The 26,599-nt window shown below is 62.1% G+C and carries 20 protein-coding genes and 1 pseudogene; 10 read left to right on the forward strand and 11 right to left on the reverse strand.

Annotated features, from left to right (window positions below; all coding sequences use genetic code 11):
- The first annotated feature begins 23 nt into the window (after nucleotides 1-23).
- The 7 genes from GQ57_RS18660 to GQ57_RS18690 all read left to right on the forward strand — a co-directional run bounded on the left by GQ57_RS18660 (nucleotide 24) and on the right by GQ57_RS18690 (nucleotide 11,603).
- Nucleotides 24-1,367, forward strand: a complete 1,344-nt coding sequence (locus GQ57_RS18660; protein WP_235215088.1) for a DUF1329 domain-containing protein — start codon at nucleotides 24-26, stop codon at nucleotides 1,365-1,367.
- Nucleotides 1,368-1,481: 114 nt separating this feature from the next.
- Entirely contained in the window at nucleotides 1,482-3,284 is a 1,803-nt protein-coding gene (locus GQ57_RS18665; protein WP_425321992.1) for a DUF1302 domain-containing protein, read from the forward strand.
- A 63-nt stretch (nucleotides 3,285-3,347) separates the two neighbouring features.
- Nucleotides 3,348-5,708 (forward strand): efflux RND transporter permease subunit, encoded by a 2,361-nt coding sequence (locus tag GQ57_RS18670; RefSeq protein ID WP_034198669.1) that lies wholly within the window; start codon nucleotides 3,348-3,350, stop codon nucleotides 5,706-5,708.
- 17 nt (nucleotides 5,709-5,725) lie between these two features.
- Nucleotides 5,726-6,691 carry a WD40/YVTN/BNR-like repeat-containing protein gene (locus GQ57_RS18675; RefSeq protein ID WP_034198670.1) on the forward strand — a complete coding sequence of 322 codons (966 nt, stop codon included), beginning with the start codon at nucleotides 5,726-5,728 and terminating at the stop codon, nucleotides 6,689-6,691.
- A gap of 25 nt (nucleotides 6,692-6,716) precedes the next feature.
- Nucleotides 6,717-8,207: a pyridoxal phosphate-dependent decarboxylase family protein gene (locus GQ57_RS18680; protein ID WP_235215089.1), complete on the forward strand. Its 1,491-nt coding sequence runs from the start codon at nucleotides 6,717-6,719 to the stop codon at nucleotides 8,205-8,207.
- Between the two features lie 126 nt (nucleotides 8,208-8,333).
- Entirely contained in the window at nucleotides 8,334-9,503 is a 1,170-nt protein-coding gene (locus GQ57_RS18685; RefSeq protein ID WP_052001384.1) for an MFS transporter, read from the forward strand.
- A 465-nt stretch (nucleotides 9,504-9,968) separates the two neighbouring features.
- The gene (locus GQ57_RS18690) at nucleotides 9,969-11,603 is read left to right on the forward strand and encodes an AMP-binding protein (protein ID WP_034198672.1); all 1,635 of its coding nucleotides are present in this window, start codon (nucleotides 9,969-9,971) and stop codon (nucleotides 11,601-11,603) included.
- A gap of 556 nt (nucleotides 11,604-12,159) precedes the next feature.
- Here GQ57_RS18690 and GQ57_RS39665 read toward each other — a convergent pair.
- Both GQ57_RS39665 and GQ57_RS18695 read right to left on the reverse strand, forming a co-directional pair.
- The gene (locus GQ57_RS39665; RefSeq protein ID WP_081896702.1) at nucleotides 12,160-12,543 is read right to left on the reverse strand and encodes a type II toxin-antitoxin system VapC family toxin; all 384 of its coding nucleotides are present in this window, start codon (nucleotides 12,541-12,543) and stop codon (nucleotides 12,160-12,162) included.
- A complete protein-coding gene (locus GQ57_RS18695) occupies nucleotides 12,540-12,746 on the reverse strand; it encodes a DUF2191 domain-containing protein (protein WP_034198694.1) in 207 nt (68 codons plus the stop codon). The genes GQ57_RS39665 and GQ57_RS18695 overlap by 4 nt, the downstream gene beginning before the upstream one ends.
- A 632-nt stretch (nucleotides 12,747-13,378) precedes the next feature.
- On the opposite strand from GQ57_RS18695, the gene GQ57_RS18700 reads away from it, so the two are divergent.
- On the forward strand, nucleotides 13,379-14,284 hold the full coding sequence (locus GQ57_RS18700) for a LysR family transcriptional regulator (protein ID WP_031397747.1): 906 nt from the start codon (nucleotides 13,379-13,381) through the stop codon (nucleotides 14,282-14,284).
- A 103-nt stretch (nucleotides 14,285-14,387) separates the two neighbouring features.
- Here the strand turns inward: GQ57_RS18700 and GQ57_RS18705 are convergent, their stop codons facing one another.
- The 4 genes from GQ57_RS18705 to GQ57_RS18720 all read right to left on the reverse strand — a co-directional run bounded on the left by GQ57_RS18705 (nucleotide 14,388) and on the right by GQ57_RS18720 (nucleotide 18,360).
- Complete coding sequence (locus GQ57_RS18705) at nucleotides 14,388-15,743, reverse strand: 3-phosphoshikimate 1-carboxyvinyltransferase (protein ID WP_031397746.1); 1,356 nt, start codon at nucleotides 15,741-15,743, stop codon at nucleotides 14,388-14,390.
- 141 nt (nucleotides 15,744-15,884) lie between these two features.
- The gene (locus tag GQ57_RS18710; protein ID WP_235212636.1) at nucleotides 15,885-16,868 is read right to left on the reverse strand and encodes a phytanoyl-CoA dioxygenase family protein; all 984 of its coding nucleotides are present in this window, start codon (nucleotides 16,866-16,868) and stop codon (nucleotides 15,885-15,887) included.
- Between the two features lie 124 nt (nucleotides 16,869-16,992).
- Nucleotides 16,993-17,598 (reverse strand): thiamine pyrophosphate-dependent enzyme, encoded by a 606-nt coding sequence (locus GQ57_RS18715; RefSeq protein ID WP_152601646.1) that lies wholly within the window; start codon nucleotides 17,596-17,598, stop codon nucleotides 16,993-16,995.
- Nucleotides 17,599-17,787: 189 nt separating this feature from the next.
- Nucleotides 17,788-18,360, reverse strand: coding sequence for a phosphonopyruvate decarboxylase (locus GQ57_RS18720; protein ID WP_031397743.1), 573 nt, complete (start codon nucleotides 18,358-18,360; stop codon nucleotides 17,788-17,790).
- Nucleotides 18,361-19,383: 1,023 nt separating this feature from the next.
- Between GQ57_RS18720 and GQ57_RS18725 the strand changes: the two genes are divergently transcribed.
- Nucleotides 19,384-20,865: an aldehyde dehydrogenase gene (locus GQ57_RS18725; RefSeq protein ID WP_034198673.1), complete on the forward strand. Its 1,482-nt coding sequence runs from the start codon at nucleotides 19,384-19,386 to the stop codon at nucleotides 20,863-20,865.
- 74 nt (nucleotides 20,866-20,939) lie between these two features.
- Here the strand turns inward: GQ57_RS18725 and GQ57_RS18730 are convergent, their stop codons facing one another.
- The 3 genes from GQ57_RS18730 to GQ57_RS18740 all read right to left on the reverse strand — a co-directional run bounded on the left by GQ57_RS18730 (nucleotide 20,940) and on the right by GQ57_RS18740 (nucleotide 24,583).
- Nucleotides 20,940-21,728 (reverse strand): fumarylacetoacetate hydrolase family protein, encoded by a 789-nt coding sequence (locus GQ57_RS18730; protein ID WP_160257533.1) that lies wholly within the window; start codon nucleotides 21,726-21,728, stop codon nucleotides 20,940-20,942.
- 4 nt (nucleotides 21,729-21,732) lie between these two features.
- Nucleotides 21,733-22,998, reverse strand: coding sequence for an argininosuccinate synthase-related protein (locus GQ57_RS18735; RefSeq protein ID WP_052001385.1), 1,266 nt, complete (start codon nucleotides 22,996-22,998; stop codon nucleotides 21,733-21,735).
- Between the two features lie 193 nt (nucleotides 22,999-23,191).
- Nucleotides 23,192-24,583, reverse strand: coding sequence for an MFS transporter (locus GQ57_RS18740; RefSeq protein WP_031397739.1), 1,392 nt, complete (start codon nucleotides 24,581-24,583; stop codon nucleotides 23,192-23,194).
- 320 nt (nucleotides 24,584-24,903) lie between these two features.
- Here GQ57_RS18740 and GQ57_RS18745 point away from each other — a divergent pair.
- Nucleotides 24,904-25,086 (forward strand): annotated as a pseudogene (locus tag GQ57_RS18745) (transposase); the annotation flags it as partial.
- A 511-nt stretch (nucleotides 25,087-25,597) separates the two neighbouring features.
- Here GQ57_RS18745 and GQ57_RS39670 read toward each other — a convergent pair.
- Both GQ57_RS39670 and GQ57_RS18750 read right to left on the reverse strand, forming a co-directional pair.
- A complete protein-coding gene (locus tag GQ57_RS39670; protein ID WP_081896704.1) occupies nucleotides 25,598-25,981 on the reverse strand; it encodes a type II toxin-antitoxin system VapC family toxin in 384 nt (127 codons plus the stop codon).
- A complete protein-coding gene (locus tag GQ57_RS18750; RefSeq protein WP_031397730.1) occupies nucleotides 25,978-26,184 on the reverse strand; it encodes a DUF2191 domain-containing protein in 207 nt (68 codons plus the stop codon). The genes GQ57_RS39670 and GQ57_RS18750 overlap by 4 nt, the downstream gene beginning before the upstream one ends.
- Nucleotides 26,185-26,599: the final 415 nt, after the last annotated feature.

The following is a 26,599-nucleotide window of genomic DNA, read 5'->3' on the forward strand; positions in this document are numbered from 1 at the left end:
TGAGAAACAGAACAGGCGGATTCATGTCGGTTGCCCTGGCGGCCGCCTTGCTGTACGTGAACGCAAGCGCAGTCGCGGCCGACGATCTCACCCCGGTGGGCGCCGAACGCGCGGCCGGCAAGGACGGGCTCGTGCCCGCGTTCGCCGGCCGGCAGGCGCCGCAGGCGGGCTGGGAGTACGGTAAGACGCGCGGGGATTTCTGGAAGCATCGCAACGAGAAGCCGCTGTACACGATCGATGCGTCGAGTGTCGACAAGTATGCCGACAAGCTGTCACCCGGCCAGATCGCGCTTGTCAAGCAGATGAAGGGCTACCGGATGGACGTCTACCCGTCGCATCGCGAATGCCAGTTGCCGGACACCGCCGAGCAGAATTCGAAGGCCAACCTCGCCGATGCGAAGCTCGGACCGTCTGGCGAAACGATCCAGACGGCGACGTTCCCCGGCGTGGCGTTTCCGCAGCCGAAGAATGGTGCGGAAGCGATTCTCAACTTCGAGACGCGGTATCGCGGACAAGCGGTCGAATGGGCGCCGGTGGTCACGTCCGTGTCGCCGCGCCCGGGGAGTAACGACTGGATCGAGATCGGCGGCACGCAGATTAACTATACCCCGACCGGCAAGGACGGCAAGGCGACGCCGCAGGGTGTCGACCAGCTCAGCATCGCGGGCTACTTCTCGGCCACGATGCCGGCCGCGCTGGCCGGGCAGGCGGTGGTGCAGCGTCAGTATTTCGATAAGGAATCCGATACGTACTACTACTTCCCGGGGCAACGCCGGGTGCGCCGGATGCCGGCCTATGTGCACGACGCGCCGCAGATCGGCTTCGAGAACCAGTATCTGATCGACGAAGTCAACATGTTCAACGGGGCGATCGACCGCTTCAACTGGAAGCTGGTCGGCAAGCGCGAAATGCTCGTGCCGTACAACGCGTTTGGCATGTACGACTTCAAGCGCAAGCTGCGCGACGTCGCGACGCCGAACGGGATAGCCGCCGACGGCCGGCGCTACGAGGTGCACCGCGTGTGGGTCGTCGAGGGGACGCTCAAGCCGACCGCACGGCATGCGTCGTCGAAGAAGGTGTTCTATCTGGACGAGGATAGCTGGCTGGCGCTAGTCGGCGAAGACTACGACGCGCAGGGCAAGCTGTGGAAGGTGCGGGAAAGCTACCCGATTCCGGTATGGGAGCTCGGCGGCGCCTGCGACAACGAGCCATTCGCTCAGTACGACCTGAGCAACGGCCGCTACGTGTTCGATGGATCGTCGATCGGCCAGGGCAAGGACATTCGTTGGTACAAGGAAACCAGCGATCCGCGTTTCAAGGCCGATTTCTTCACGGCGGAATCGTTGCGATCCGTCAGCGAGCGCTAGGCGCGCGGCATGACCGGCAGGCCCGATGCGCGCCGGTGGCGTGTGTCGGGGTCGAACATGGGTCAGGGGGAGACGACGTAAATGAGAATAATAGTTAGATATGCGATATTTTCGATGACATCGATCGGCGTGGCGACGTCGACCGCGTATGGATACGATTTCACTGCCGGACAGGGCGATCTGCAAGGTTCGTGGGTCACGAACCTGACGGCCGGCATGGGCATTCGCACGAAGAACCCGAGCTGTTCGCTCACGGGCGATCCGAACGCATTCGGCTGTGGCGCGGCTGCGAACACCAACCAATGGGGTTATGCGGACAACGGCGACCTGAACTACCGCAAGGGGCAGCCGTTCAGCACCTACATCAGCGCGACCAGCGAGCTGCTGCTGAAGATGCCGAGCGAAGGGCTCAAGTTCATGGTGCGCGGCACCGGCATGTACGACTTCATGGCCGGCAATACAAACCGCACGCCGTTGTCGAGCACGGCTGCCGCGCAGGTGGTGTACAACGCGCAACTGCTCGATCTGTGGGCGCAGAAGGATTTCACGATCGACGGGCGCAACGCGCACGTGCGCCTCGGCAACCAGGTGATCAACTGGGGCGAGAGCATGTTCGCGCAAAGCGGCATCAACGCGACGAACTCGATCGACGTGCAGAAGCTGCTGATCCCCGGTTCGCAGCTCAAGCAGGCGCTGTTGCCGGCGCAGATGATCAGTTTTGCGTCCGATCTGTCGCATGGCTTCAGCACCGAGGCTTACTACCAGTTCCAGTGGAACGGCAATCGCTACCCGCCGGTCGGGTCGTTCTGGTCGACGTCGAACATCATGGGACGCGGCACGGAGCCATTGACGCTCAACACCAACAACCTCAACGTGGCCGGCCCGAGCGCGGGCACGATTGCGAATGCGCTCGGGCCGGGCGCAGCCGGCAACCAGGACACGCTCAACGCAATCAGGAACGGGCTGGTGAACGGCGCATTCGCGGGGCCGCCTTTCAACGACATCGGTGTTCCCGTTGCGTGGCAGGCACCATCGAAATACAAGCCGCAATTCGGCGTGAAGTTCAATTACTCGCCGCGCGCGTTCGATGCGAACTTCGCGTTCTACTACCTGAACTACACGGACAAGTCGCCGGTGCTGGCGTCGCTGGCAAACGGAACGGAACAGTGGTCGTATCCGCAGAACCGGCAACTGTTCGGCGTCAGCGCGAACTTCGGGCTCGGGCCCTGGGCGATCGGCACCGAGCTGTCGTACCGGCCGCGCGACGCGGTCGCGCTGTCGAGCTGCTACGGCGCCGGCGGCCCGCTCGACCTGAACACGAACGGCGTGGCGGGTATCGACTGCCAGCAATGGGTCGACAAGAAGAAATTCCAGTACGACATCAACGGGCTGCTGGCGCTGACGCGCAGCGAATATCCGTTCCTGAAGCTGCTCGGCGCCGATTCCGCCGCGCTGACCTGGGAACTGACCTGGATCTACTACCCGGGGCTGAATTCGGGCGGCGTCACCCGGACGATCGACGGGCAGACGGTCACGCAGGTGCCGGCCGCCGGTTATATGCCGTGGTTGAACTACGGATCGGGGCTGGGCTATCCGATCGCCGCCGCACAGGGCACGGCGAGCTCGGTGGGCGCGACGATCGATTTCAACTGGACCTACGACGGCACGCTGATCCGCGGGTGGCAGGTCACGCCCGGCGTGACGTTTTCCGACGGCCTCTACGGCTACACGCCCACGCTCACCGGGAATTACATGCAGGGCGCGAAGTCGCTGAACGTCTACGTGCTGTTCAACCAGAACCCGCCGAACTGGCAGGCCGGCATCAATTTCACCGCGTTTTTCGGCGGTCATCAGACGGTGGGACAGCCGTATGCGGACCGGAATTTCGTCGGGATGTTCGTCACCCGTAATTTCTGATGGTGACGCAGTCGCGCCCGGCACGCGTCGCGCGCCGCCGCAATACATGAAGGGGTAAATGTCGTGCTCAATCGCCTGGTTAGCCATTTGGAGCGGCTTTTCTTCGGTCATCGCGTGATCGTGCTCGCGGCGATCGGCTTGTTTACCGTGGTCATGGCCGTGTTCGCCGTGCAACTGCGCATGGATGCAGGTTTCGAAAAGCAGATGCCGATCGGTCACGAGTACATCCGCACGTTCCAGCAATACCGGAACGACCTGCTCGGCGCGAACCGGATCACGGTCGTCGTGCGCGCGAGGAAGGGCTCGATCTGGACGAAGGAGGGGCTGGCGCGACTGTACGACGTCACGCAGGCGGTCACGTACCTGCCGAACGTGGACCGGATCGGCGTGCAGTCGCTGTGGACGCCGAACGCCTATGTGAACGAGATCACCGACGAAGGTTTTCGGGCCGAGCCGATCATTTCCGGCACGATCACGCCGGATCAGCTGACGCCGGCGATCGTCGAGAAGGTCCGCCGCGCGACGACGCTGGGCGGTTATGTCGGCACGCTCGTGTCGCACGGCGAGGATAGCGCGATGATCACCGCCGAACTGAGCGAGCGCGACCGGGCTGGCAAGGTGATCGATTATGTCGCGTTCAATCATTTGCTGGAACAGAAGATCCGACAGCCGTTCGAGGATGCCGGCTACGAGGTTCAGATCATTGGCTTCGCGAAGCAGATCGGCGATATCGCCGACGGCGCGACCGCCGTGCTCGGCTTCTGCGGCATCGCGCTGCTGCTGACCGCGCTCGCGGTGTACTGGTACTGCCATTCGCTGCGCTTCACGGTGCTGCTGATCGTCTGTTCGCTGACGTCGCTGGTCTGGCAATTCGGCACGCTGAAGCTGCTCGGCTTCGGCCTCGATCCGCTCGCGGTGCTGGTGCCGTTCCTGGTGTTCGCGATCGGCGTGTCGCACGGCGTGCAACAGGTGAACTACATCGTGCGCGAGATTTCGCATGGGCACAGTTCGTACGTGGCGGCACGGCGCAGCTTCAGCGGCTTGCTGATTCCGGGCGTGCTGGCGCTGATCACCGCGTTCGTGTCGTTCATCACGTTGCTGCTGATCCCCATCCCGATGGTGCGCGAGCTTGCGGTCACCGCGTCGCTCGGCGTCGCATACAAGATCGTGACGAACCTGATCCTGCTGCCGGTGGCCGCGTCGTGCTTCAACTTCTCCAGGCGCTATGCGGACAGCGCGCTCAAGCGCGCGCAGCAGCGCGCGAGGCCGCTGCGTGCGCTGGCGCGGATCGCCGAACCGCGATACGCCGGCCTGACCGTCGTGCTGACCGTCGCGATCTTCGCGTTCGCCGTATGGCAAAGCCGCGATCGCGTGATCGGCACACTTCAGCCGGGCGCACCGGAGCTGCGCGCGGACGCGCGCTTCAACCGCGACGCGACGTCGATCGCCGGCAACTACGACATGGGGCTCGACTGGCTGACGGTGGCGATCGAGTCGGGCGGCAACGCATGCGACAACCCGGCGGTGGGGCTCTACGAGGACGATTTCACGAATGCCATGCGTACCGAGCCGGGCGTCGTGTCGGTGCAGTCGTACTCGGCGATGCTGCGCCGGTACAACCAGGGCTACAACGAGGATTACCCGAAGATGAACGTGGTGCCGATCGACCCGGAGAACTACGGCGCGGTGTCTGTCGACGTGGGCCGGATGAAGGGTTTCATGAAGAGCGACTGCAGCATGACGGCCGTGCATCTGTTCCTGACGGATCACAAGGCGACGACGATCAACCGCATTCTGGAGGACGTGAAGGCGTACCGGTCGCTGCATCCGTTTCCTGGCGTGACCGTGCGTCTCGCGGCTGGCAATGCGGGCGTGCTGGCTGCCATCAATGAGGAGGTGGCGCGCAGCGAGTTGCCGATGATGCTGTATGTCTACGCCGCCATCCTGATTCTCGTGTTCCTCGCGTATCGCGACTGGCGCGCGATGCTGGCCTGCTGCCTGCCGCTGACGGTCGCGACCTTCATCGGCTACTGGTTCATGAAGGAATTGCAGATCGGGCTGACGGTGGCGACGTTGCCGGTGATGGTGCTGGCGGTGGGCATCGGCGTCGACTACGCGTTCTACATCTACAACCGGTTGCAGGTGCATCTCGCCGGCGGGCAGGACATCGTGACGGCGGTTCGGCAGGCGATGCTCGAGGTGGGGGTCGCGACGATCTTCACCGCGATCACGCTGGCGATCGGCGTCGCGACATGGAGTTTCTCGGCGCTCAAGTTCCAGGCGGACATGGGCAAGCTCCTCGCGTTCATGTTCATCGTCAATCTGCTGATGGCGATGACGGCACTCCCGGCGCTTGCGTCGCTGCTGGAGCGCGGGTTTCCGCGCCGCAAGCCGGCGCGCGCGCCCGGCCTCTTCAGCCATTGATTGACGGAGACCCGGTCATGATCAAGACGATTTTCGCGTGCGTGCTGCTGTGTATCGGTGCGGTGGTCCTGGCCCGGTCCGCGGGCACGGTGGCCGACAGCGTGGCGAGGCCCGCCCATGCATGGTCCGTACCGGCCCGCATGATGCTGCTGGATGCGGCGCGCGCAGGCTCCCGCGTCGTCGCGGTGGGCGAGCACGGCGTGGTGCTGCTGTCCGACGACGACGGCGAGACGTGGCGACAGGCGGGCAAGGTGCCTGTGTCGGCCACGCTGTCGGCCGTCACCTTCATCGATGCGCAGCACGGCTGGGCCGTCGGCCAGTGGGGCGTGATTCTCGCGACCGACGACGGAGGCGAAACGTGGCGCAAGCAGCGTATCGACATCTCGATCGACCAGCCGTTGTTCTCGGTGCTGTTTACGAACGCGCGGGACGGGATCGCGGTGGGCCTGTGGTCGCTGATGCTCACGACGCACGACGGTGGCAAGACGTGGACGCGGACCACCGTGCCGAAGCCGCCGGGCAGCGTCAAGGCGGATCGCAACCTGTACCGCGTTTTCGCGGACGGCCACGGGGCGCTATACGTCGCGTCCGAACAGGGCATGGTGCTGAAGTCCACCGATGGCGGCACGAACTGGACATATCTGCCGACGGGCGGCAAGGGGACGTTGTGGGCGGGGGTAGTGCTGCGCGACGGGCGCATCGTCGTGGGCGGCCTGCTGGGCAGTCTGTACCAGAGTGTCGACGGCGGGACGACGTGGCAAGCGCTGAACCCGCCAACCAAAAGTTCGATTACCGACCTGATCGCAACTCGAAGCGGATGGGTGGGCGTCGGGCTCGACGGACTTGTGCTGAAACAGCGCGCGGACGGCACGCCGATCGACGTGGTCCAGCGTCCGGATCGCGCGCCGTTGACCGCAGTGCTGATCGGCGCGCGCGGCAAGCCGGTCTGGTTTTCGCAGGAAGGGGTGCTGGACATGCCTTGAGACTGTGGGCCGGTGACGACGGACGGTGTGTTTCGTTGGTCCGGAGCCGCACGGGCGGCTCCGAAAATTCTTTGTTACTTTCAATTGGAGTCAAGCTGTGATCGATCCGAAAACGATTAAAGAGATGCTCTATCCGTACGCGGACAGGTTCGACACTATTTCCGGTTTCCCGGAGGCGGGTCTGGACAAGTCGGAGATCCTCGAGCGGATCCGGTTCATGTCGGAGCAGGAGGATAAGGCCTGGGAAGGCGGGAAGGTTTCCGGGTCGCTGTATAGCGGCGAACACGAGCATTACCGGTTTCTCAACGAATGCTTCGGCTTCTTCAGCCATTCCAACGTGCTGCAGCGCGACCTGTGCCCGAGCATGAACATCTTCGAGGCCGAGATCATTGAGATGACGCTCGAAATGCTGAACGGGGACGCGGTCAAGGCCGCTACGCCCGGCCATTCGGCGTGCGGGGTGATCGGCTCCGGGGGCACGGAGAGCATCCTGAACGCGATGCTCGGCTATCGCGAGAAGGCTCGCGCCGAAAAGAAGATCACGCGGCCGAACATCATCTGGCCGGTCAGCGCGCATCCCGCGTTTACCAAGGCGGCCCATCTGTTCTCGATCGAGGTCATTCGCGCTCCGCTGAACGACGACACGACAGTCGATCTCGATTTCGTCAGGGCGCATATCAACGAAAACACGATCGCCATCATCGGATCGGCGACCAACTACCCGTACGGGACGGTCGACGATATTCCGGCGCTGTCGCAGATCGCGATCGAGAAGAACGTGTGGCTCCACGTCGACGGCTGTCTGGGCGGCTGGATTCTTCCGTGGGGCCAGCAGCTCGGTTTCCCGAACATTCCCGTCTTCGATTTCCGGCTGCCCGGTGTGACGTCCATCTCGGCCGATACGCACAAGTACGGCTACGGGCTCAAGGGAACCTCGGTGCTTGCATGGCGGGACGCGTCGTTCCGCCGGTATCAGTATTACATCCTGCCCGAATGGATCGGCGGCAAGTACGCGTCGCCGGGCTTGGCGGGCAGTCGCAGCGGCGGGTTGATCGCGGCGACCTGGGCGTCCATGCGCCATCTCGGCAAGGCCGGTTATCTCGAGCGTGCGAAGCGCATTTTCGAAACTTCCCTCGCGATGCAACAGGTCGTGGCCGGCCATCCGGAACTGAAGCTGCTGGGCAAGCCGACATACTGTTTTTCGTTCAACTCGCCAGCGTTCAATGTCTATCACGTCAACGATTTCATGGCCGGGCGCGGCTGGCGTTTCAACGGGCAGCAGAATCCCGAGGCGATCCATATGTGCGTGACCGGACCGCAGACGCGCGACGGCGTGATCGATCGCTTTGCCGCGGATCTCGACGAAGCGGTGGCCCATGCACGGAAGGCGCATCCCGGGCAGCCTCGTTCGGGGGGGATGTACGGCGGCGGGGGAGGCGTCGACGCGTCGGTGGTGCCGGAGGATTTGGTACTGACGATGCTTCTCGACGCATTTACCGACGGCGTGCCCGGCTGAGCATCGCCGGTGTGTTCCCAGGCCGTCGCCGGTGCGTGACGGCCGTTTCCTTGGGACGGCACGCGGGATCGGAGACACCCGTTTGCCGTTCGCTTTCGCTTTCACAACTCATGCCGGTGTGTGCCCATGCGCGACAGATACAACACAAGACTGATGCTTCACCAGATCGCCACGTCGCTTCTCATCGGCGGGATGGCGTTGCTGATCACCGGCATCCAGCCGATCCTGTTCGGCGCGATGGTAAACGAGAAGCGCATGACCCTCGACGTCATGGGGCTGGTCATCATGGCGGAAATCGTGGCGCTCGGCGTTGGGGCCGGGCTGGCGGTGAAGCTGCCGCTGGAGCGCTTCAGGCGCGTCGTGTTGGCGGCAGGCGGGCTGGTCGTGGTCGGCAACGTGTTGACCGTGCTGCCGCTTTCCCTCGTGCTGCTGTTTCTGGTCCGCATCGGCACGGGGCTGGCGGAGGGCGTGCTGGTCTGGTCGACGGCGTGCATCATCGTTCGGACGACGTTTCCCGCGCGGAATTCGGGCATTTTCAGCGTCGCGCAGGTGCTGATTCAGGCCGTGTTCGCGTCCGTGCTGACGAGTCTGGTCATGCCGGGATATTCGTGGCGCGGTGGGTTCCTTTTGCTGGCCGCCGCGGTGCTCGTGTGCTCGATGCTTGGCGCCGTGCTGCCGAAGCGGCTCGGCGCGGTTTCAGAAGCGTCGGCCGGCCCGTTCGCGTGGGACGTTGCCAGGTTTCTGCCGCTGATGATCGCTTTTCTCCAGCAGGCGGGGTTCGGCGCCGCGTGGGCTTACTTCGAGCCGCTCGGTCAGGATGCGGGGATGAGCAGCCTGCAGGCGGATGCGCTGATCTCGACGGTGCTGTGCGTCGAGGTCGTCGGCGGGCTGGCCGGCACCCTGATGTCACGCCGCCTTGCGCCTGCTCCCGGTGTGCTGCTCGCGGCAGCGGCGACGATCGTGTCGGCCATCGGCATGGGGATGGTTTCGCGAGGATCGATCGTGGAGTTCTCGGCGTTCGCGATGGTCTACGGGTTCTTCTGGCCTTTTGTGATGCCGTATCAATTCGGACTGGCGCTCAAGTCGGATCCGTCCGGAAAGGTTGCGACGTTGTTGCCGGCGGCACAAGTGCTCGGCGTCGCTTTCGGGCCGCTGGTGGCCGCGTTGACCATTGACGGAGGACACGTTCGCACTGCAGCGACGGTTTGTCTCGTACTCACCGCGTGCTCGGCGGTTGCCTGCGTTGTGTCCATGTGCGGTTCGGTATGGAAGCCGCTGCAAAGGGCGGCGAATTGAGCATCGTGACCTCGGGCGCTTCTTGTCGTCATGTTCACTTTTTCACTGGCGGGCTGTTCAGGCTGGCGGCGTATTCAATTGCCACTGGCGCCGGACAGTCAGTGTCCTTGCCGTTGTCGTTCCCGACGGGCGCCGCGAGGACAGGATTCAGTTCCCGGCTTCCGGCGATCAGGCTTGCCACGGGCGCGGAAATGTTTGCTTTCGACGAGGGGTGTCACGGCTTTGGGACGTCCCGGTCGCGGGCAGCGCAATCAGCAGTGCGTGTGAAACGTCAGGTTGGCGAAGTGTCGGATATTTTCCGACGAAATTGCATTACCTCGCTGTATGACTATTAACTGGAGACAAATTGATGATCGAGTCTTTTAGTGTCGCCAATGCGCCGGCGATAGTTGCCGGTCAGGCGACGCGTGCAGACCGTCGTGCGAACGGCGCACGGCTGGCGTGCCGTCCCCCGAGGAGTGAGGCATGACAAAGAGACACTGGACCGGATCGTATGACCCGTTTCCCGCCGAGATCGACCCTGATCGCCATCCTTCCGTAAGCGCGATTCTGGACGACGCGATGCACCGCTTCGCCGATCGTCCGGCATTCCATGCGTACGGCCGCACGCTCACCTATGCCGACGTCGATCGCCTGTCGACCTCGCTGGCCGCCTATCTGCAGCAGGTCGTCGGGGTTCGGAAGGGCGACCGCGTGGCCGTGATGCTGCCCAACGTGCTCGCGTTTCCGGTGGCGTTCGTCGCGGTCGCGAAGATCGGCGCGATCCAGGTCAACGTGAACCCGCTCTACACGGCGCGCGAGCTGGAGCATCAGCTCAACGACGCGGGCGTCGAAGTCGCCGTGGTGTGCGGCGGGTCGATGGGCACGTTCGCCGACGTGGTCGGCAATACGCGCATCCGCAGCGTGCTGAGCGTGGGCCGCCGTGATCTCGGCGTGTTCGACGCGCCGGCCGGCGTGTGCGAAGCGCTGCCGACCGGCTCGATCGCGCTCGCGGACGCGCTGGCCGCAGGCGAAACGCTCGCCTGCGAACCGGTCGCGCTGAGCGGCAGCGACCTGTTGCTGCTGCAGTACACGGGCGGCACCACCGGGCTGTCAAAGGGCGCCGCGCTGTCGCACCGCAACCTCGTCGCGAACATCGAACAGTTCGCGGTGCTCGTGCCCGACGCGCGGCGGCCGGGCGAAGAGGTCATCGTCACCGCGATCCCGCTGTATCACATCTTCGCGCTGACGGTGAACTTCCTGTCCTACTTCGCGATCGGTGCGCAGAACTGGCTGGTCGCGAACCCACGCGACATGGACGGCTTCGTCGACGTGCTGAAGGCCGCACGGCCGACCGTGTTCGTCGGCGTCAACACGCTGTACGCAGGGCTCGCGAGCCATCCGCGCCTGAAGGAAGTCGACTGGTCGCGCCTGAAGCTCGCGGCCGGCAGCGGCGCGGCGGTGATCGACGTGATCTCGTCACGCTGGAAGGCGGTGACGGGCACCTTCATCCGCGAAGGTTACGGCATGTCGGAGACGTCGCCGGTGGTGTCGTTCAACCCGCAGTTCATCGACGCGTTCACGGGCACCACGGGCCTGCCGCTGCCGTCCACCGACGTGAAGCTGCTCGACGAGCAGGACAACGAGGTGGCGATCGGCGGCGCGGGCGAGATCTGCGTAAAGGGGCCGCAGGTGATGGCCGGCTACTGGCAGCAGCCGGACGCGAACGCGCGCTCGTTCACGGCCGACGGCTATTTCCGCACCGGCGATATCGGCGTGTTCGACGACAAGGGGTTCCTGCGGATCGTCGATCGCAAGAAGGACATGGTCATCGTGTCGGGCTTCAACGTCTATCCGAACGAGGTGGAGGCGGTCGTGACCGCTTTCCCGGGCGTCGCCGAATGCGCGTGCATCGGCGTGCCGGACGAGCGGACGGGCGAGGCGGTCAAGCTGTTCGTGGTGGTGGCGCGCGACGCGTTCGTGGCCGAGGCGGACCTGATCGCGCATTGCCGCGCGAGCCTCGCGGCGTACAAGGTGCCCAAGCGCATCCGTTTCGTCGAGCAGCTGCCGAAATCGACGGTCGGCAAGATCCTGCGCCGGGAACTCAGCCGCACCGACTGATCGCATCGGCGCGCCGCGCAAAGCCCGGCGCGCCCAGGGCCCTGAAGGCCCCGCGCGGGCCGCTTAACGACACTGCGAGCGGTTCGATCGACGGGGACGCGATGACCGGTACAGATTCACTTTCCGCCCGGCCTGGGCCAGGGTCGAAGTAATCGGTAGTAGCCAGGGCGATGAATTTGACGCGCTCATAGCAGAACTTCGTGATGTCGTCGCGAGGGCCTGGTACATCACACCCCGGTAGCCGGAAATGCTTGAATAGGTCGCGAGTCGCGGCCGCCGATACTTGCTTATCGGTTGAACGCCTCCGGTCGGACATTAACCGGCTGGAGTCGCCATGATGCGTCCAGAAGATACTTGAGCGCCTGACCCGGTGGATCAACCTGGTGGCCGCCAGTGTCGGTCTCGCCTTTCAGGCGGGGAGGCTGATCTGGTTCTTGTGGCCTCGCCACTCTAATGGACAGCCCGCCCGGGAATGGGCGGGCTGTTCGTAACAGGTGAAATGGCGTCGCGCCCGGCAGGTTGACGAGCTTGGAAACGATGCCCGCAACGGCCACGTTCAATGCGGCTCGGGCGGCAGATACTGTACCCCGAACTGCTTGGCCAACTGCGCGAGAGGTCGATCGCGCGTCCAGAGCCAGGTGCTTGGGGTCAACAGCACCGACGCCAGCAGCGTGCAATCCACGGCGCCGCATCCGCGCCCATGCAATCGTTCTCGGTCGATCCAATCCACAACCTCGACAGGCGTCGCACGCCGGGTTTGCCGCAACAGCGCGAGGTTTCCCAGTGTTCGCGTGCGCGGCTCGGGCAGTGTTCCGCATGCCAGCTCGAGCAGCACCAACGGATGCGTGAGCACGTTATCAAAGCGCAGTAGTTGGATCAGCGCCGGTAGCGGTCGTCGGAAGTGCTCGACCCATACTGACGTGTCGATCAAGACGCTCATCGGGCGGGTGCCTCTGGAGCGCGACGCGGTACGTCCGGCATGTCGGGTACGCAACCGCCCAGCGCAGCCAGGCGTTGGCCGGCTTGGACGCGTACGAACGTTTCGAGCGCCGCCCGGAACAGGTCAGCAGGTGCCATGTCCGACTCGGCGAGTTCGATCGCGCGCGCGTAGAGAGAGTCGTCGACGGTGACGGTAGTACGCATGATGCCTCTATTGATGCGATTGTGCATCAATAGAGGCATCACATTCTGCTGGCTCAATGCTTGACCTGTGGCACGGTGCAAGGAATTATCGAGGGCCTGAGAGAAGCCCTTCATCACATCCAATGGATACCAAAGCGGATCATTCGCGTCGATGCAGATATTCGCGATATCGAAGAAGATATCGATGACGGCGTCGACCGCGAATAGCCGTATCACGGGTCTTTTGGCCCGTGACCGTGAACGCCACCCCGGGTGAAGTGGAGTCGGGCCACCTCGACAGAATGCGTGTCCGCGGGTAATAGTTGGACAAATAAAATGAGAGAGAGGGCAAGCATGCGCAATGGACAATCCCCGCCCGGGCAATTGCATGCCCGCTGGCGGTGCGGCAGCGGATGACATCACGCCGCCGGCGACAACGATCGCCGGCTTGGCAGGGACGGTGTCCGGCAAGCATGATTCATGCATGGGCGTCCGGCGCAATCATTCCCACGTGGCAATAACACGAGGCGCCCCTAATCTACCGCGTTCGTGCGCGAGTTCGCGGAAGGCCGCAAGTGCCAAGCACGCATGTACGGCGCGAAATCTCTTCGGTGTAACGACCGACGCTTCGAATTTCATTCTCGCGAGCCCCTATGAATCTACGTAGCATTGATTTGAACCTGCTGGTCGTGCTCGATGCGCTGCTGACAGAAAAGCACGTGACGCGGGCCGCGACGAAGGTTGGATTGAGCCAGTCGGCCATGAGCAGCGCGCTGCGACGCTTGCGAACGTTGATGCGAGATGATTTGCTGATACGCAACGCCTCGGGCATGGAGCCGACGCCACGTGCGCTGGAACTGGAAGAGCCGCTTAGGCAGTTTCTTCGCCAAGCCGAGCGATTAATCAAATCCGACCGTTCGTTTGATCCGCGAACGACCGAGCAGCATTTTCGACTCAGGATGTCCGACGTGCTTGAATATCTGTTGATGCCGACGTTACTGGCACAACTCGAAAAAGAGGCGCCGGGTGTGACACTTGACGTGATGCATCTGCCGCCACGCGAGACCGTGATCGCGCTCGATGCCGACGATATCGATGTCGCCGTGAGCATGGATCTGGAGCACACGAGCGCGGTGCGATCGACGCCATTGTTCAACGATCGCATGGTGTGTGTGCTGGCACGGGAACATCGGCACGCAGACGACGAGATGACGATGGAGCTGTTTCTCGAGCTGCCGCACCTGAAGGTATCGATCAGCGCTACCGATGGACGCTATGTCGATGCCACGCTCGCTGGCATGCAGCGGGTCCGTAACGTGGCATTGAACGTGCCGCATTGGCTCGTCGTTCCCCACCTGTTGCGCCACTCGTCGATGATTGCGGTGATGTCCGCGCGGCTGGCCGACCGCTTTGCAGAGGACGGCCTCGTAATCAAGGAACTGCCGTTCGTCTCGACAGGTTTCCATTGGTCGATGTACTGGCACCGGCGCCACGACAGCGTACCCGCGCACGCGTGGATGAGGGAGCGAATCCGCGCCGCGGTCGAGCCGCTGGCCTGACGCTGCGTGGTTTTCGTCATCCATCGCGTGTCGATGCCGCGGAATCGGCCTGACCGCGGCCGATCTTCGTGCAGGCGAGCAGGATGCCGACGGCGCCGCAACCTCACTCGTCGATCACCGCGGGGCCGGACATAACGCGTTGCACGGGCGAGAACACTGCGCCGAGTGCCTCGAACTGCGTGAGGAACTCGGGAAACGAGCAGATTACATCGTGAAACCCGTCGATGTGGCTCGGTTGGCGGAACTTCAGCGACGCGACGAACAGCGACATGAAGTTGCGATGATCGCCGCAACTGGTGAAGAATACGCCGCCTTCGTAGTCGGGCCTGCCGCGGGTGACGAAACCGTCGATGTCGCCTTGCTGGTTCCACAACAGCGAGATGTTCGCGCCGAGCTTGGTGGCCTCGGTGACCATAGACTCGATGCGCGACGATTTGTGAAGCCGCGTCACCGAGCCGCCCACGACGCGGAATTCGCCTTCCACGAACAGGCTCAGCGCGACCAGCGTCGGGATGATGTTCGGGCCGTCGCTCACGTCGACCTCATGCGCACCAGACATCCTGGCATGCACGCTGGAAACCAGCAGTTCCTTGGCTGTGTCGTCGTGCATCACCTTCACGCCGAGCGCCTTCACCACGTCGATGAAGATCTGCTCGCCCTGGAGCGTGTCGCTGGTGATGCCGCGGATCACATACTCGCCGGGGAAGATCGTGCATGCGAACAACAGGTAGGACAGTGACGTGTAGTCTGCGTTGATGTGTGAATCGAATGCCGAGTATTCGCCGGGGCGAACGGAGAAATGGCTGAACCGTGCGTCGACGTCGATATCGATCGATGCCCTGCGCAGGAAGTCCACCGTTTGCGCGATGTACGACTTCGACAGCACCGGTTCGCTTTGGTGAATCGTCATCGGCTGGTCCGACAGCGGCGCCAGAAATAGCAGTGCGGTAACGAATTGCGAGCTGACGTCGCCCGGCAGTTCCGCGTGCGTACGCGAGATCCGTTGCCCCCAGTTGATGACGGGCGCCTTGCCGGGGTCGCCGATATGCTGGATGTTCGCGCCGAGCGAAGCGAGCGCGTCAAACAGTGGCTTCATGACCCTGCGGCGCAGCGTGTGATCGCCGGTCAGGATCGTCGGGGCGCGGCGTGCGGATGCAATTGCCGACAGCGTGCGGAACACGAGCCCCGAACCCTTGGCGTCGATAACGAGGGTGTCGTTCGTGAAATCGCGGCCCACGCCCACTATCTCGAGAAAACCGTCGTGCTCGCTGATCTGCGCGCCCAGTTGCCGGCACGCCTGCTTCATTGTGTCGGTTTCGAGGCAGCGCAGGTCATTGTGGATGCGGGAGCGACCGGTCGCCAGGCTCGCGGTGATGATGGCCCGCTGGGTTTCCGGCTTGGACGCGGGAACAGACATGGCCGGCTTCAGTTGCGATGCGGGATTCACTCTCAGGTACATGATGACCTCGGTTGTCTTCGTTGTTTACGTTCACATCGGGGCGATGCGGATATCAGCGTTGCTCGAACGGCTGCCGGGGCAGGGTCGCCCGGCAGCGGCGCTGGCGGAGGGTAGGCTCGGCCGCCAGGGCCCGCAGACGCATCACGCAACTGCATAACCAGCCGTTTTCATGTCCGACATCGGTTTGTTCAGGTGAGAGCCTTCCTGCACCTCATAGAGGGATCCGAAATCGCGCTCCGCGATCGGCAGGTAGTGCAGGCCGGCTTCCACTCGCGCCATGCGGGCCGGTTGGCCGCGCAACAGTCGAACGCCCGGCTCGTTGTGGGCAGCGTGCGGGCCGAAGTAGATCGGAAACGCGTCGGCTGCCCGGTAAGCCGGCAGGAATGTCCGGCGCGGGAGTTTGGACGTGTTCCGTTCGGACGCGTGCAGCGTCAGGCAATGCAGGAACAGTACGCTGCCCGCCTTGACTTCGACATCAACGGCTTCCGATTCGACGACGTCCGACACTGTGCCGCGAAAGTGGCCGTCGATGTCGTGCGATCGGAGTCCGCGGCGATGGGAGCCGGGGACGACGCGCAGGCAGCCGTTTTCCCGCGTCGCGTCGTCGAGGAAAATCAATGCGGTCACTAGGTCCGAGTTCGTATGAGGGTAGTACGAAAAATCCTGATGCCACTTCACGATGCTGCCAACTTTCGGGCCCTTCATGTTGATTTTGCTGTAGTGGAACAGCACGTCGTCGCCGATCAACTGCTGTACGCAGTCGAGCACCGCAGGATCGGCGGCAAGACGTTCGAACACGTCGTGCTTCTGCGTTGGTGACCAGATGCGCCGGACGGTCGAACCGTCCTGGGGCTCCATCTCGAATGCCTTGCCGAGATTGCTCGGGTCGAGCAGTTCATCGATTGCACGGATGGCTTCGTCGATTTTCTCCTGTCCGAGCACGTTTTCGACTACCACGAATCCATGGCGGGCATAGAACTGGGCTTGCTGAGCAGAAATCATCACATCTCCTTCAACAAATGAATGAAAAACGATTACCGGATGGCTGGTTGATGCCGCCGGTACTTTGGCGGCCATGCGTGAAGCGCGAAGCGAGGTGGGACGCAGATCTTGACGATCGATCATCCGAGACTCTCTGCATTCAAGTTAGTACTACGGTGAAATAGAGTGAGTAATGGAATAGCCTGAACCGCACGACCGGCTGCCGCTCATTGTCCTGAAGCTGCCACGCATCGGCATGCGGCAATACCTAGTCCAGCGCGATGTTTCCAAGTAGCGCCGTCCTGAATCGATCCTTGAGGTAGGACCCGTCTCGAGGTGGCATGACGAGGGGCGGCTTGTTCGCCGCGATCTTGACCTGCGAAAACAGTGGGCCGTTGCGTGAATGCACCGAGTAGCGAAGTTCGTTCACTTCCTGGGGTGTACGGGTTACCGATGCGCGCTCGATGCCACATGCCCGCGCTACGCCTGCTAGGTCGACTCCGCTGGCGGTATGGGTGCGTTGCCTGCCGGTTTCGCAATAGCATTCGTTGTCGAGTACGACAATCGAAAGGTTCCGCGGTTGCTGTACGCCGATGGTGGCGAGCGCGCCGAGTTGCATCAGCATCTCGCCATCCCCGGTGACGACGAGCACGGGGCGCTCGGGCTGGGCGAGTGCGAGTCCGAGGCCGACCGTGGAAGCGGCTCCCATCGCACCCCAGACGGGGAAGTTGAGCGGATGATCGCCGGCGGCGGTAATGTCCCACACTGCCGACCCCAGGCCGCCGATCACGAGGAGATTCTCGCGAAATTCGAGCAACGTCGATACGACCCAGCGACGTTCCAGTAACCCATTCAACATCACGTTTTCAGGCATCGGTTTTCCTTGGCGGTGCTTTGTCCGGTTTCGAAGGTGCGAACGGTCAGACGGCAGACGTGGGAAACTCGGGTATCGGTCCGATCGGGTCGATGACAGGCGAGCCGATCGATGGCTTTCGACAGGCCTGAATCGATCCCCCAATGTTGCCGCACCGGCCGCCGTGTGAAGCCGAAGCGACCAGGTTCATCATTTTCCGAACGATTTGGCACCGATCACGCGCTGTGAAATGAGCACGGCGGTTGCCTTGTAGCCGTAGAAAGCCATCTTGAGTGCGGCCTCGACGCTCGGGGCGATGTCTTCTGCCGTTGCGGCATGGATGACGGCGAAATCGAACAGTTCGAAGCACTGGCGTGCAGCCTGTCCCATCGGAATCTGCCACGGGACAAACTCTCCCCATTCCCCCCGCATGGTCACGAGGATGACGGCCGGCATCGTGCAACTGCGGATCAGCGAAAACAGATTGACGCAGTTTCCGACGCCGGACGACTGCATCAGCAGCACTGCACGTTGTCCGCCCAGCCATGCACCTGCGATCACACCGACCCCCTCTTCCTCGGTCGTCAAGGGCAGCGTTCGGATCGAATCATCAGCATCGAGTCTCTCGATTAATCGGGCAAGGCCGGCGTCGGGTACATAGGCGGTTTGCCGGACGTTGAACCTTTTCAACAGCGCATAAATCTCGTCAGGCCATTCGGCCGCATCGCCCGGGGTGCCGAAGTCGTACGACTCGACGTTCGAGGTGGGGTGTGACGTCTGCATTCTTCGTACCTCGGAAAGCGAGCGGGTTGATCTGTACTCGCATGGTTGGGGTATTACAAAACGTCTTGTTGTGCACAAGTTGTGTGCGTCTCCCGGAACATGGTTGCGGGGCATTGCATCGCGCATCCCTTCTTGGGGATGTGTCGGTTACGTCCCATATCGCGAAATCAACGTTGAGCCGGAAAAACCGACGATTTGCTTTCAATGAAACAGGCAAGAGAGATGGTTTTCGGTAATGGTGAATTTTCGCAATAAGACTGCTTGATCGGCTTGGGAATCGATCAATGGTCTCGCTTGATGCATCCAGGAGGGCAATCATAAACGTTTAAATAAAATATTTGAAATTGATATTTTTGATACCGTTATTTATTTGCTGGATGTAAATCTCGACGGTATTGTCGCGAGAGGATGAACGCACGCCGTGTTGGAAGCCGGGCGGTGCTCCAGTTGAGGGCACGGGATCCGGTCGAAGTGGCATGCGAACACCGTGACCTAGGTGGGCTACGAAAGGGACGGCGGCATATCGGCAGCATCCGGCCGTTCTGCCGGCGACGGCTTCGCAGTCCGCATGCGCCTCCGATTCGATTGAATCGTTGATTTCCGGGAATCCGGTTGCCAAAGCCGAGGAAAAACTGCAATCTTTAATCCTGATTTAGATATTTTTAGTATTTCAGGATTTCCCGGCGTCATATTGATGATGCGGCGGGTGCGCTTATACTTTCAATAAATGGCGGTATGCGAGAGATCGATTTAGGTTGAATCGTGAATTATTCCTGGTGTCTGTCGACGTAATCCTGAATGCTGGTAAGGGTGGCCGTCGCGAGGTCGCCCGGCCCGCGTGGTTTCGATTGCGCCGTCGTTGTTGGCGTTGGCGATCCGCGATCACAATCGGTCAGTCTCGGGAGTCGGCCATTTGGTGCATATGACTGCTTCACGCATCACTTCCTTTGACGAACAAGCGGCCACCGAAGGAAGCCCGTTCACAGACTCGCAGGCCGGCGAGGCTCACCTCTTAGACCACGCATGAAACGTTATCTGAACTATATCGATGGGGCTTTTGTCGGTCCTGATTCCAATGCATGGCTAGCCAGTGTCGATCCCTACAAGGGCGAGGCCTGGTGCGAGATTCCGCGAAGCAACGAGTATGACGCGAGGCGCGCAATCGATGCTGCCAGCCGCGCATTCCGAAGCGATGCGTGGTCGTCGCTCAACGCGAGTCGGCGGGGCGCGTTGCTGCGCCGAGTAGCCGATCTGATCAAGGAAAACGCCGAGGCGCTGGCACGCACCGAAGTCATGGACAACGGCAAGTTGATCACCGAGATGCGTGGTCAACTTCGATACATCCCTGAATGGTTCCACTACTATGGCGGCCTGGCCGACAAGATCGAGGGCAGCGTGCTCCCGATCGACAAGCCGGACTATCTGACGTTTACGCGATACGAGCCGCTCGGCGTGGTGCTCGCCATTACCGCGTGGAATTCACCGCTTCTGCTGCTGACCTGGAAACTGGCGCCGGGTCTGGCGGCCGGCAATACGTTCGTGATCAAGCCGTCGGAGCATGCGACGGCATCGACGCTGGAGTTCGCGGCCTTGTTTGAGCAAGCCGGATTTCCTCCCGGGGTCGTCAACGTCGTATCCGGCTACGGGTCCGAGATCGGAGATGCGTTGACGAGCGACAGTCGCGTCGCCAAGATCGCGTTCACCGGCTCCGATTCGACAGGGCGCAGAGTGAACGAGCAGGCCGCGAGGGGATTCAAGCACGTAACGATGGAACTGGGTGGCAAGTCGCCGAACATCGTCTTTGCCGACGCCGATGCGGAACAGGCGATTGCTGGGGCGATCTCGGGCATCTTCGCTGCAGGCGGGCAAACCTGCATGGCCGGATCGCGCCTCCTGCTTCAGGAGTCGATCTATGATGAATTTACGCGGCGGCTGGTAGAAGCGAGCGGGGCGGCCGTACTGGGAAACCCGATGGAGGATGCGACGCAGGTCGGCCCCATCGCCAATCGACCGCAGTACGAGCGTGTGCTGTCCTGCATCGAGATGGGGCTGGACGACGGCGCACGGCTTGCACTGGGCGGCCGCCCGTTCAAGGGCGGCGATGCGAAGCATGGTTTCTTCATCGAGCCCACGATTTTCCGTGATGTTTCTAACGATATGCGGATTGCGAGACAGGAAGTCTTCGGTCCCGTACTGTCCGTCATTCCATTCAAGACCGAGGAGGATGCGGTCGCCATCGCAAACGACAGTCCGTATGGTCTCGCCGCTGGTGTCTGGACGACCAGCATGGGCAAGGCGCTGCGCATGACGCGGAATCTCGAGGCCGGGACGGTGTGGGTCAACTCTTATCGCGCGGTCAGTTATCTTGCGCCGTTCGGCGGGTACAAACAAAGCGGTATCGGTCGAGAGAGCGGGTACGAGATGATCAAGGAGTACCTGCAGACCAAGACGACGTGGATCTATTCCGGCTCGGGCAGTCCCGACAATCCGTTCGTGATGCGATAGTCGACGACGCGAGCCATGCCGTGTGCGTTGCATTCGACCGGCTCCGCGACAGTGCGATCAGAGCCGGGGGGGTGTCAGCAACCTCGATCTGATCGCATGGTCGTACCGGTTGTGACGTTTGCGATCTGCACGTGCTGGCCGGTGGCAGTGCTGCTGATGCACAGGCAGAATCGCGACAATCCCTCCACCCCGCCACGCAGTACGTCACCGGGCTTGACGAGTAGGGCGGGTTGAGTGGCGCCGGTGAAAACAAGATCTCCTGGGCTCATCTGCCGCTGCCGGCCGCAGTTGGTGAGCAATTCCGGGATCTGCCATGACATATCGCCCAACGTCGCCTCGAGAACCGGTCGATTGTTCACGTCCAGCCACAGCAAATTGTTTTCGCACTCGAAGGTGGTGGCTGCAACGGGCATGCTGCAGCCCGTCTGGCGAATCGTCGGCGCAGATCCCGACGCTCCGGATGGCCTCTCAGAGAGGGACGCGACGAAATGAACGGCAACCCCGTAAGCCGACACTTGCGGGTGGGACCCCGACAGCGGCATGCTGGGCGCGGGCTCGCCGATTACGGCAAATATTTCGATCTGACACGAGACGGCGACACCGGCCGGACATGACATGCCACGCTCCAGCGAAACGATCGTACGCATGTCGCGCGCGCGAAACACGGTATCGTCCGTCCGCTTGTGCGGCGGAACATTGAAGTTGCGATCGATCTCGAAAGCGCGATGGATGTCGATGCAGCGCTCCGTGCCGCGGAGGAGCAGTTTCAGGTGTGCCGGCGACGCGGAACTTGCCATCCCGGAGCCCATGATCGGTCGCGCGTTTGCCATGTCGAAGTGTGTTGCATGCAAGGCGTGAGTCACGCGGTTACTCGAGCGTTTCCAGTTCGCCCGAGCGGTGTTCCTCGGGTTCGCGGGTGGAGTCTGTCGCCGCATTGTCGTGCAGCTCACGCAAACTGCGTGCTCCCCGAACACGTGCGGCCTGCTTTTCCCAACTGTCGCGGTCGGTCAGGTAGCGCGGCTTGGCCGCACGGATGGCGCAAACATCGGCTGCTCCATCGCGCAGCAAGTATTTCACGACACCGGTGATGGCGCTGGCTTGGTGGCTGATGAATTGGTCGATGGTGCGTCGCAGGTCGGCAAACCATCGTCCCTCGATTGCTTCGCGAACCCAGATCTGCTCCAGCGACAGTTTTTCCCGCAGCAGTTCAGGGTCGAGCGTGGCCATTTCGAGGTGGCGATAGGCATTCATCAGGAGGTGCGCGGCCGGCGCCTCGCGAACTTCCAATACCTTTTCTCCGTCGTCCAGATGTTCCAGGCCGCAATAGCGTCCGATGCCGTACGAACCGATACGGTCGTTCAACCGGGCGATCAGGTCGACCAGGGGAAGCTCGGCGTCGTCGATTGCCACCGGTGTTCCCTGGTCGAAGCGGACGGAAAGGCTGCTTCGCGAGGCGGAGCGGGTTCGCTTTGCCGTCCACGTGAACAGTTCATCCGGTACGTGGAAGGCCTCCGGATTGTCGAGTGATCCGGATTCGAATTCCCGGCACCAGAGGTTTGCGTCACCACTCATGCCACGCGCCTGAAACGCGGTGAGCCCGAACCGGCGCAGCTCTGCGATTTTCTCCTCGCGTGTCAGCGCCGAGTATTCATAGGGGCTGCCGTGGAATCCGTCGAATCCCAACTGATGCAGCGCCCCGTTCAGCCGGCGCAGGCTGTTCTGCGACTGATTAGCCGTGTGTACGATGGCATCGCATCCGAGCTTCGCGGCCTGATCGACCGCGATGCGGCAAATGACTGGTCGCGACAACGACGAACTAATTGGATACATCGCCATGTACTGGGCATTGCAGCGTAACGCCGGCAACACCGCATCGCGAGCGAAAGTCTGGCGTCCGTCGATGACCAGCGATTTCGCGCCGAAATGCGATGCAATCAGTTTGAGATCGTCGCGATTGACGCCGTCGCCGAGATCGACGGTCAAGGCTGTTACCTCGAGGCTGCGATGCTTTGCCAGTTCCATCAGCACATAACTGCTGTCGACGCCGCCGCTGAACAAGGTCAGGACATGCTTGCAGGTGCGGGACACGTATTCCAGATCGGCAAGGCTTCGAATTCGATGTTGCGTCTTCATAATGTTCCTTGGCGTTGAATGGATCGTCGGACGGCATTTCCGACGGTCGTACTGCGAGGCCGCGACCGTTGCTCGTCGCAATACGGCACGGGCGGCGGCAAGTGCGCGAGTCGGATCAGGCGGTGAAAGTTGGCTGCCGCGGCCGGTCATGCCGACGTCGAAACTGTGATGCGGCAAGGCCGAACGGCTCGCGTCATGCAGGTTGCCGGTCCGGCAACAATCGAAGGCAACTGGCCACGGTGCCGAGCAGCGCGAAAGCACTGCCAGCCCAGAGTGCGACGATCGGGCCGTTTGTCCCCGCGACGTGAAAGCACAGTGCAACCAGCGCGGCACCTAGCGTTTGCCCCAGCAGTCGCGCCGTCGCGACTATGCCGCTGGCGCCGCCGCTGCGCTCGGGCGGGGCGCTGCCCATCAGCGCCTTGAGATTGGGGGCCTGGAAAAAACCGAATCCGGCACCGCACAATAGCATTCGCCACGCAATGTCGAGTGTCGACGGCGCGTGTGGTAGCGTGGCCAGCGAAGCCATGCCGAGGGAGAGTGTGAAGAGGCCGATGGTGCCGAGGATGCCCGCTGGGTATCGATCCGCGAGCCGCCCGGCGACGGGCGCCATGATTGCAACGACGGCCGGCCACGGCGTCATCAGGAAACCGGTCTCGACCTGATTGTTCCCGAGGCCGATCTGCAGGAAAAACGGCAGCGAGACGAACGCTAGGCCTTGCGTCGAGAACGAGCAGACCGATGTAAGGGCGGACAACGAAAAGACGGGGCGACGGAACAGGTCGACCGCCAGCATCGGAGCGGGGTGATTGGCCTGGCGTTTCAGCAGCGCATAGCCGCATACGGCGGCGCCGATCCATTCGGCGGCGATAGTCGGCGTCATGCCGTCGTGCGAAATCGTTCCGAGTCCAAGTATGAGGAGTGCAAAAAAAAATGCACAGAGCAAAGCTGCGACGGCATCAAAACGATGCCGCGCGCGATGGGTGACCGGCAATGTGCCGGCGGCCATCGCGATGGAAAGCAAGCCGACCGGCACATTGACCAGGAACAGCCAGTGCCACGATGCGATGGAAAGAATTGCCGATGCCACGGTTGGGCCGACCGTGAATGAAACCGCAACGACGAGTGCGTTCAATCCCACTCCGCGCCCGAGTAGTTTGGCTGGATACGAGAAGCGAATGAGGGCGGTGTTGACGCTCATGATGGCGGCCGCGCCGACGCCTTGCAACGCGCGCGCCGTGGCGAGCGAAGAAAGCGACCATGCGAGGCCGCAGGCAAGCGAACTCAACGTGAACAATACAAGGCCCGCAATATAGATGCGTCGATGCCCGGTGATCTCTCCCAGCGATGCAAATGGAAGCAGTGTTGCGATCATCGCCAATTGATATGCATTGACCACCCAGATCACGGACGACGGGTCGGCGCCGATGCTGGTCGCAATGGTTGGCAGTGCCGTATTGGTGATGGCCGTATCGAGGTTGGCCATTGCAACCGCAAGCGAAATGGCAATTAGCGCCGCGATCCGTTGTCGCGTCGGCAATCCATCCCGGGATGAGGCGCTGAGGGGTGGCAAGTCGGTGGAGGACATTGCGTAACGAGGCGAGGTTGACGAACGGATACTGTCGCATTTGCCCTGGAATTAATCCAATGGATGTTTGAAATGCCTGTATCTATTTGATGGATAGTGTCGTGGATTGCCAGGTTGTGCGGGACACGCGTGCGGCAACTGCGTGGAACGTTTAGCGTGTTGTGCCAAGGCCGTGTTACCGAGCAGTGTCGGCAGATCGTACTCGCCGTGGTGCATGCGGTACTGGTCACAGCGCAGAGGTGATCCGCTTTAGGAATTCTGGACCAATCTGAGAGCGAGTTTTGCGGCAAACTTGACGCTGAACCAGGAGGTGGTTTGCCATGAAACGGAAGCGCTTTTCGATCGAACAGATTGTGGCCGTACTGAAGCAAGCAGAGCTGGGGATGCCGGTAGCGGATCTGATCCGTCAGGTCGGGATTTCCGAGCAGACGTTCTATCGGTGGAAGAAGCAATACGCGGGGATGCAGTCTGATCAGCTGCGCACGCCGAGCGAGGTCCGCGACGTCGACGAACGGGGGGCGCGCGCAAGCTCGATGCGGCCGGCGGCGTCCTCGTGCATGCCGTGCAAGTAGCGAGAACCCAAGCGGATCAGTCGCTTCATTCATGCGTTGAGGCGAGCCGTCGCTGAAGTGTCGGGCAACATTTGTAACGTGCGGCGCAACGGCATCGCGCTAGACGGTGGTGAGCGAGCCAATTGTGACGAGCTGTGGCGAAGCCAACCAATCGCGCAAGGCGCGCGATGAATGGAAACCTCTATGCGCCAAAAGCAGAAAGAGATCGAGCAGGCGCTGAAAGACGTTCAGGATGGGAGAAGCGGGCTGTGACCTAAAAACTCCACGTACTGCGGATGTGCAACGAATCGGTAGGCGGGCAGTCTGATCGGGTTCTGCTTGCACTTGCCGCGCGGATGGGCAGCCCACGCGGCGGAAGCGGGCGTCCTAATTGTGAGGAGCGAAGCGGGATCGCGCCTCGGCATGGCGACAGACCGCGCAAAGAAGTCGGCAACTGCTTCGCTTACTGCAGGTCAGGCGGTACGTATTGAGCCTCGAATTGTTCCGCCAGTTGCGCGAGCCGCCGATCGCGCGTCCAGAGCCGGGTGCTCGGGGTCAAGAGCACTGATGCCAGCAGGGTGCAATCCACTGCACCGCATCCGCGCCCATACAGCCGTTCCCGCTCGATCCAGTCCGCTACTTCCCCTGGCGTCGCGAGGCGCGTTTGGCGCAAAAGCGCGAGATCTCCCAGCGTTCGTGCCCGCGGTTCGGGCGGCGTCCCGCACGTGAGCTCAAGTAGTACCAGTGGGTGTGTAAGGACGTTATCGACGCGCAGAAGCTGGATAAGCGCTGGTAGTGGCCGCCGGAAATGCTCGACCCACACGGACGTGTCGACCAAGACACTCATCGGGCGGTTGCCTCAGGGGCGCGGCGCGGGACATCTGCCATGTCGGGCGCGCGACCGCCCAGGGCGGCAAGGCGTTGACCGGCCTGGACACGCACGAAGGTTTCAAGTGCCGCCCGGAACAGGTCGGCCGGAGGCATGCCCGGTTCGGCGAGTTCGAGTGCGCGCGCATAGAGAGTGTCGTCGACGGTGACGGTGGTACGCATGATGGCTCCTTTGATGTCTTTTAGCATCAATTTTAGCATCAATTCAACAGCGGCTCAGTTGCTGATAAACGGATCACATGCCGGCCTGAACTGGGGCCGTGACACTTTCGTGGCCGAGAGCCGGCTGAGAAGGTGGTTGCGGCTGGCGAAAATTCGTCATGACGCTGCTGGCGCGCGCATGAGTGGGCGTCCCGATCCGTATGGCCTAAACGCTGCGCGACCATGCGTGCTCGAGCGAATTTTCCGTGTGCCAATGTGGCCGCGGGTGCAGGCAAGCTTGTCGTGCTACGAGCTGTTGCACAAATTACGACTGAGGAGAGAGGTTTGGCCCGAAAAACTCTCTCTGCCTCAGTCGCAATCGATACGCGCAGCCGGTGGCGAGCATCAATTTTACTCAGACCCCATTTAATCGATA

The organism is Burkholderia sp. MSh2 (assembly GCF_000731655.1).
Classification (GTDB): Bacteria; Pseudomonadota; Gammaproteobacteria; order Burkholderiales; family Burkholderiaceae; genus Burkholderia; species Burkholderia paludis.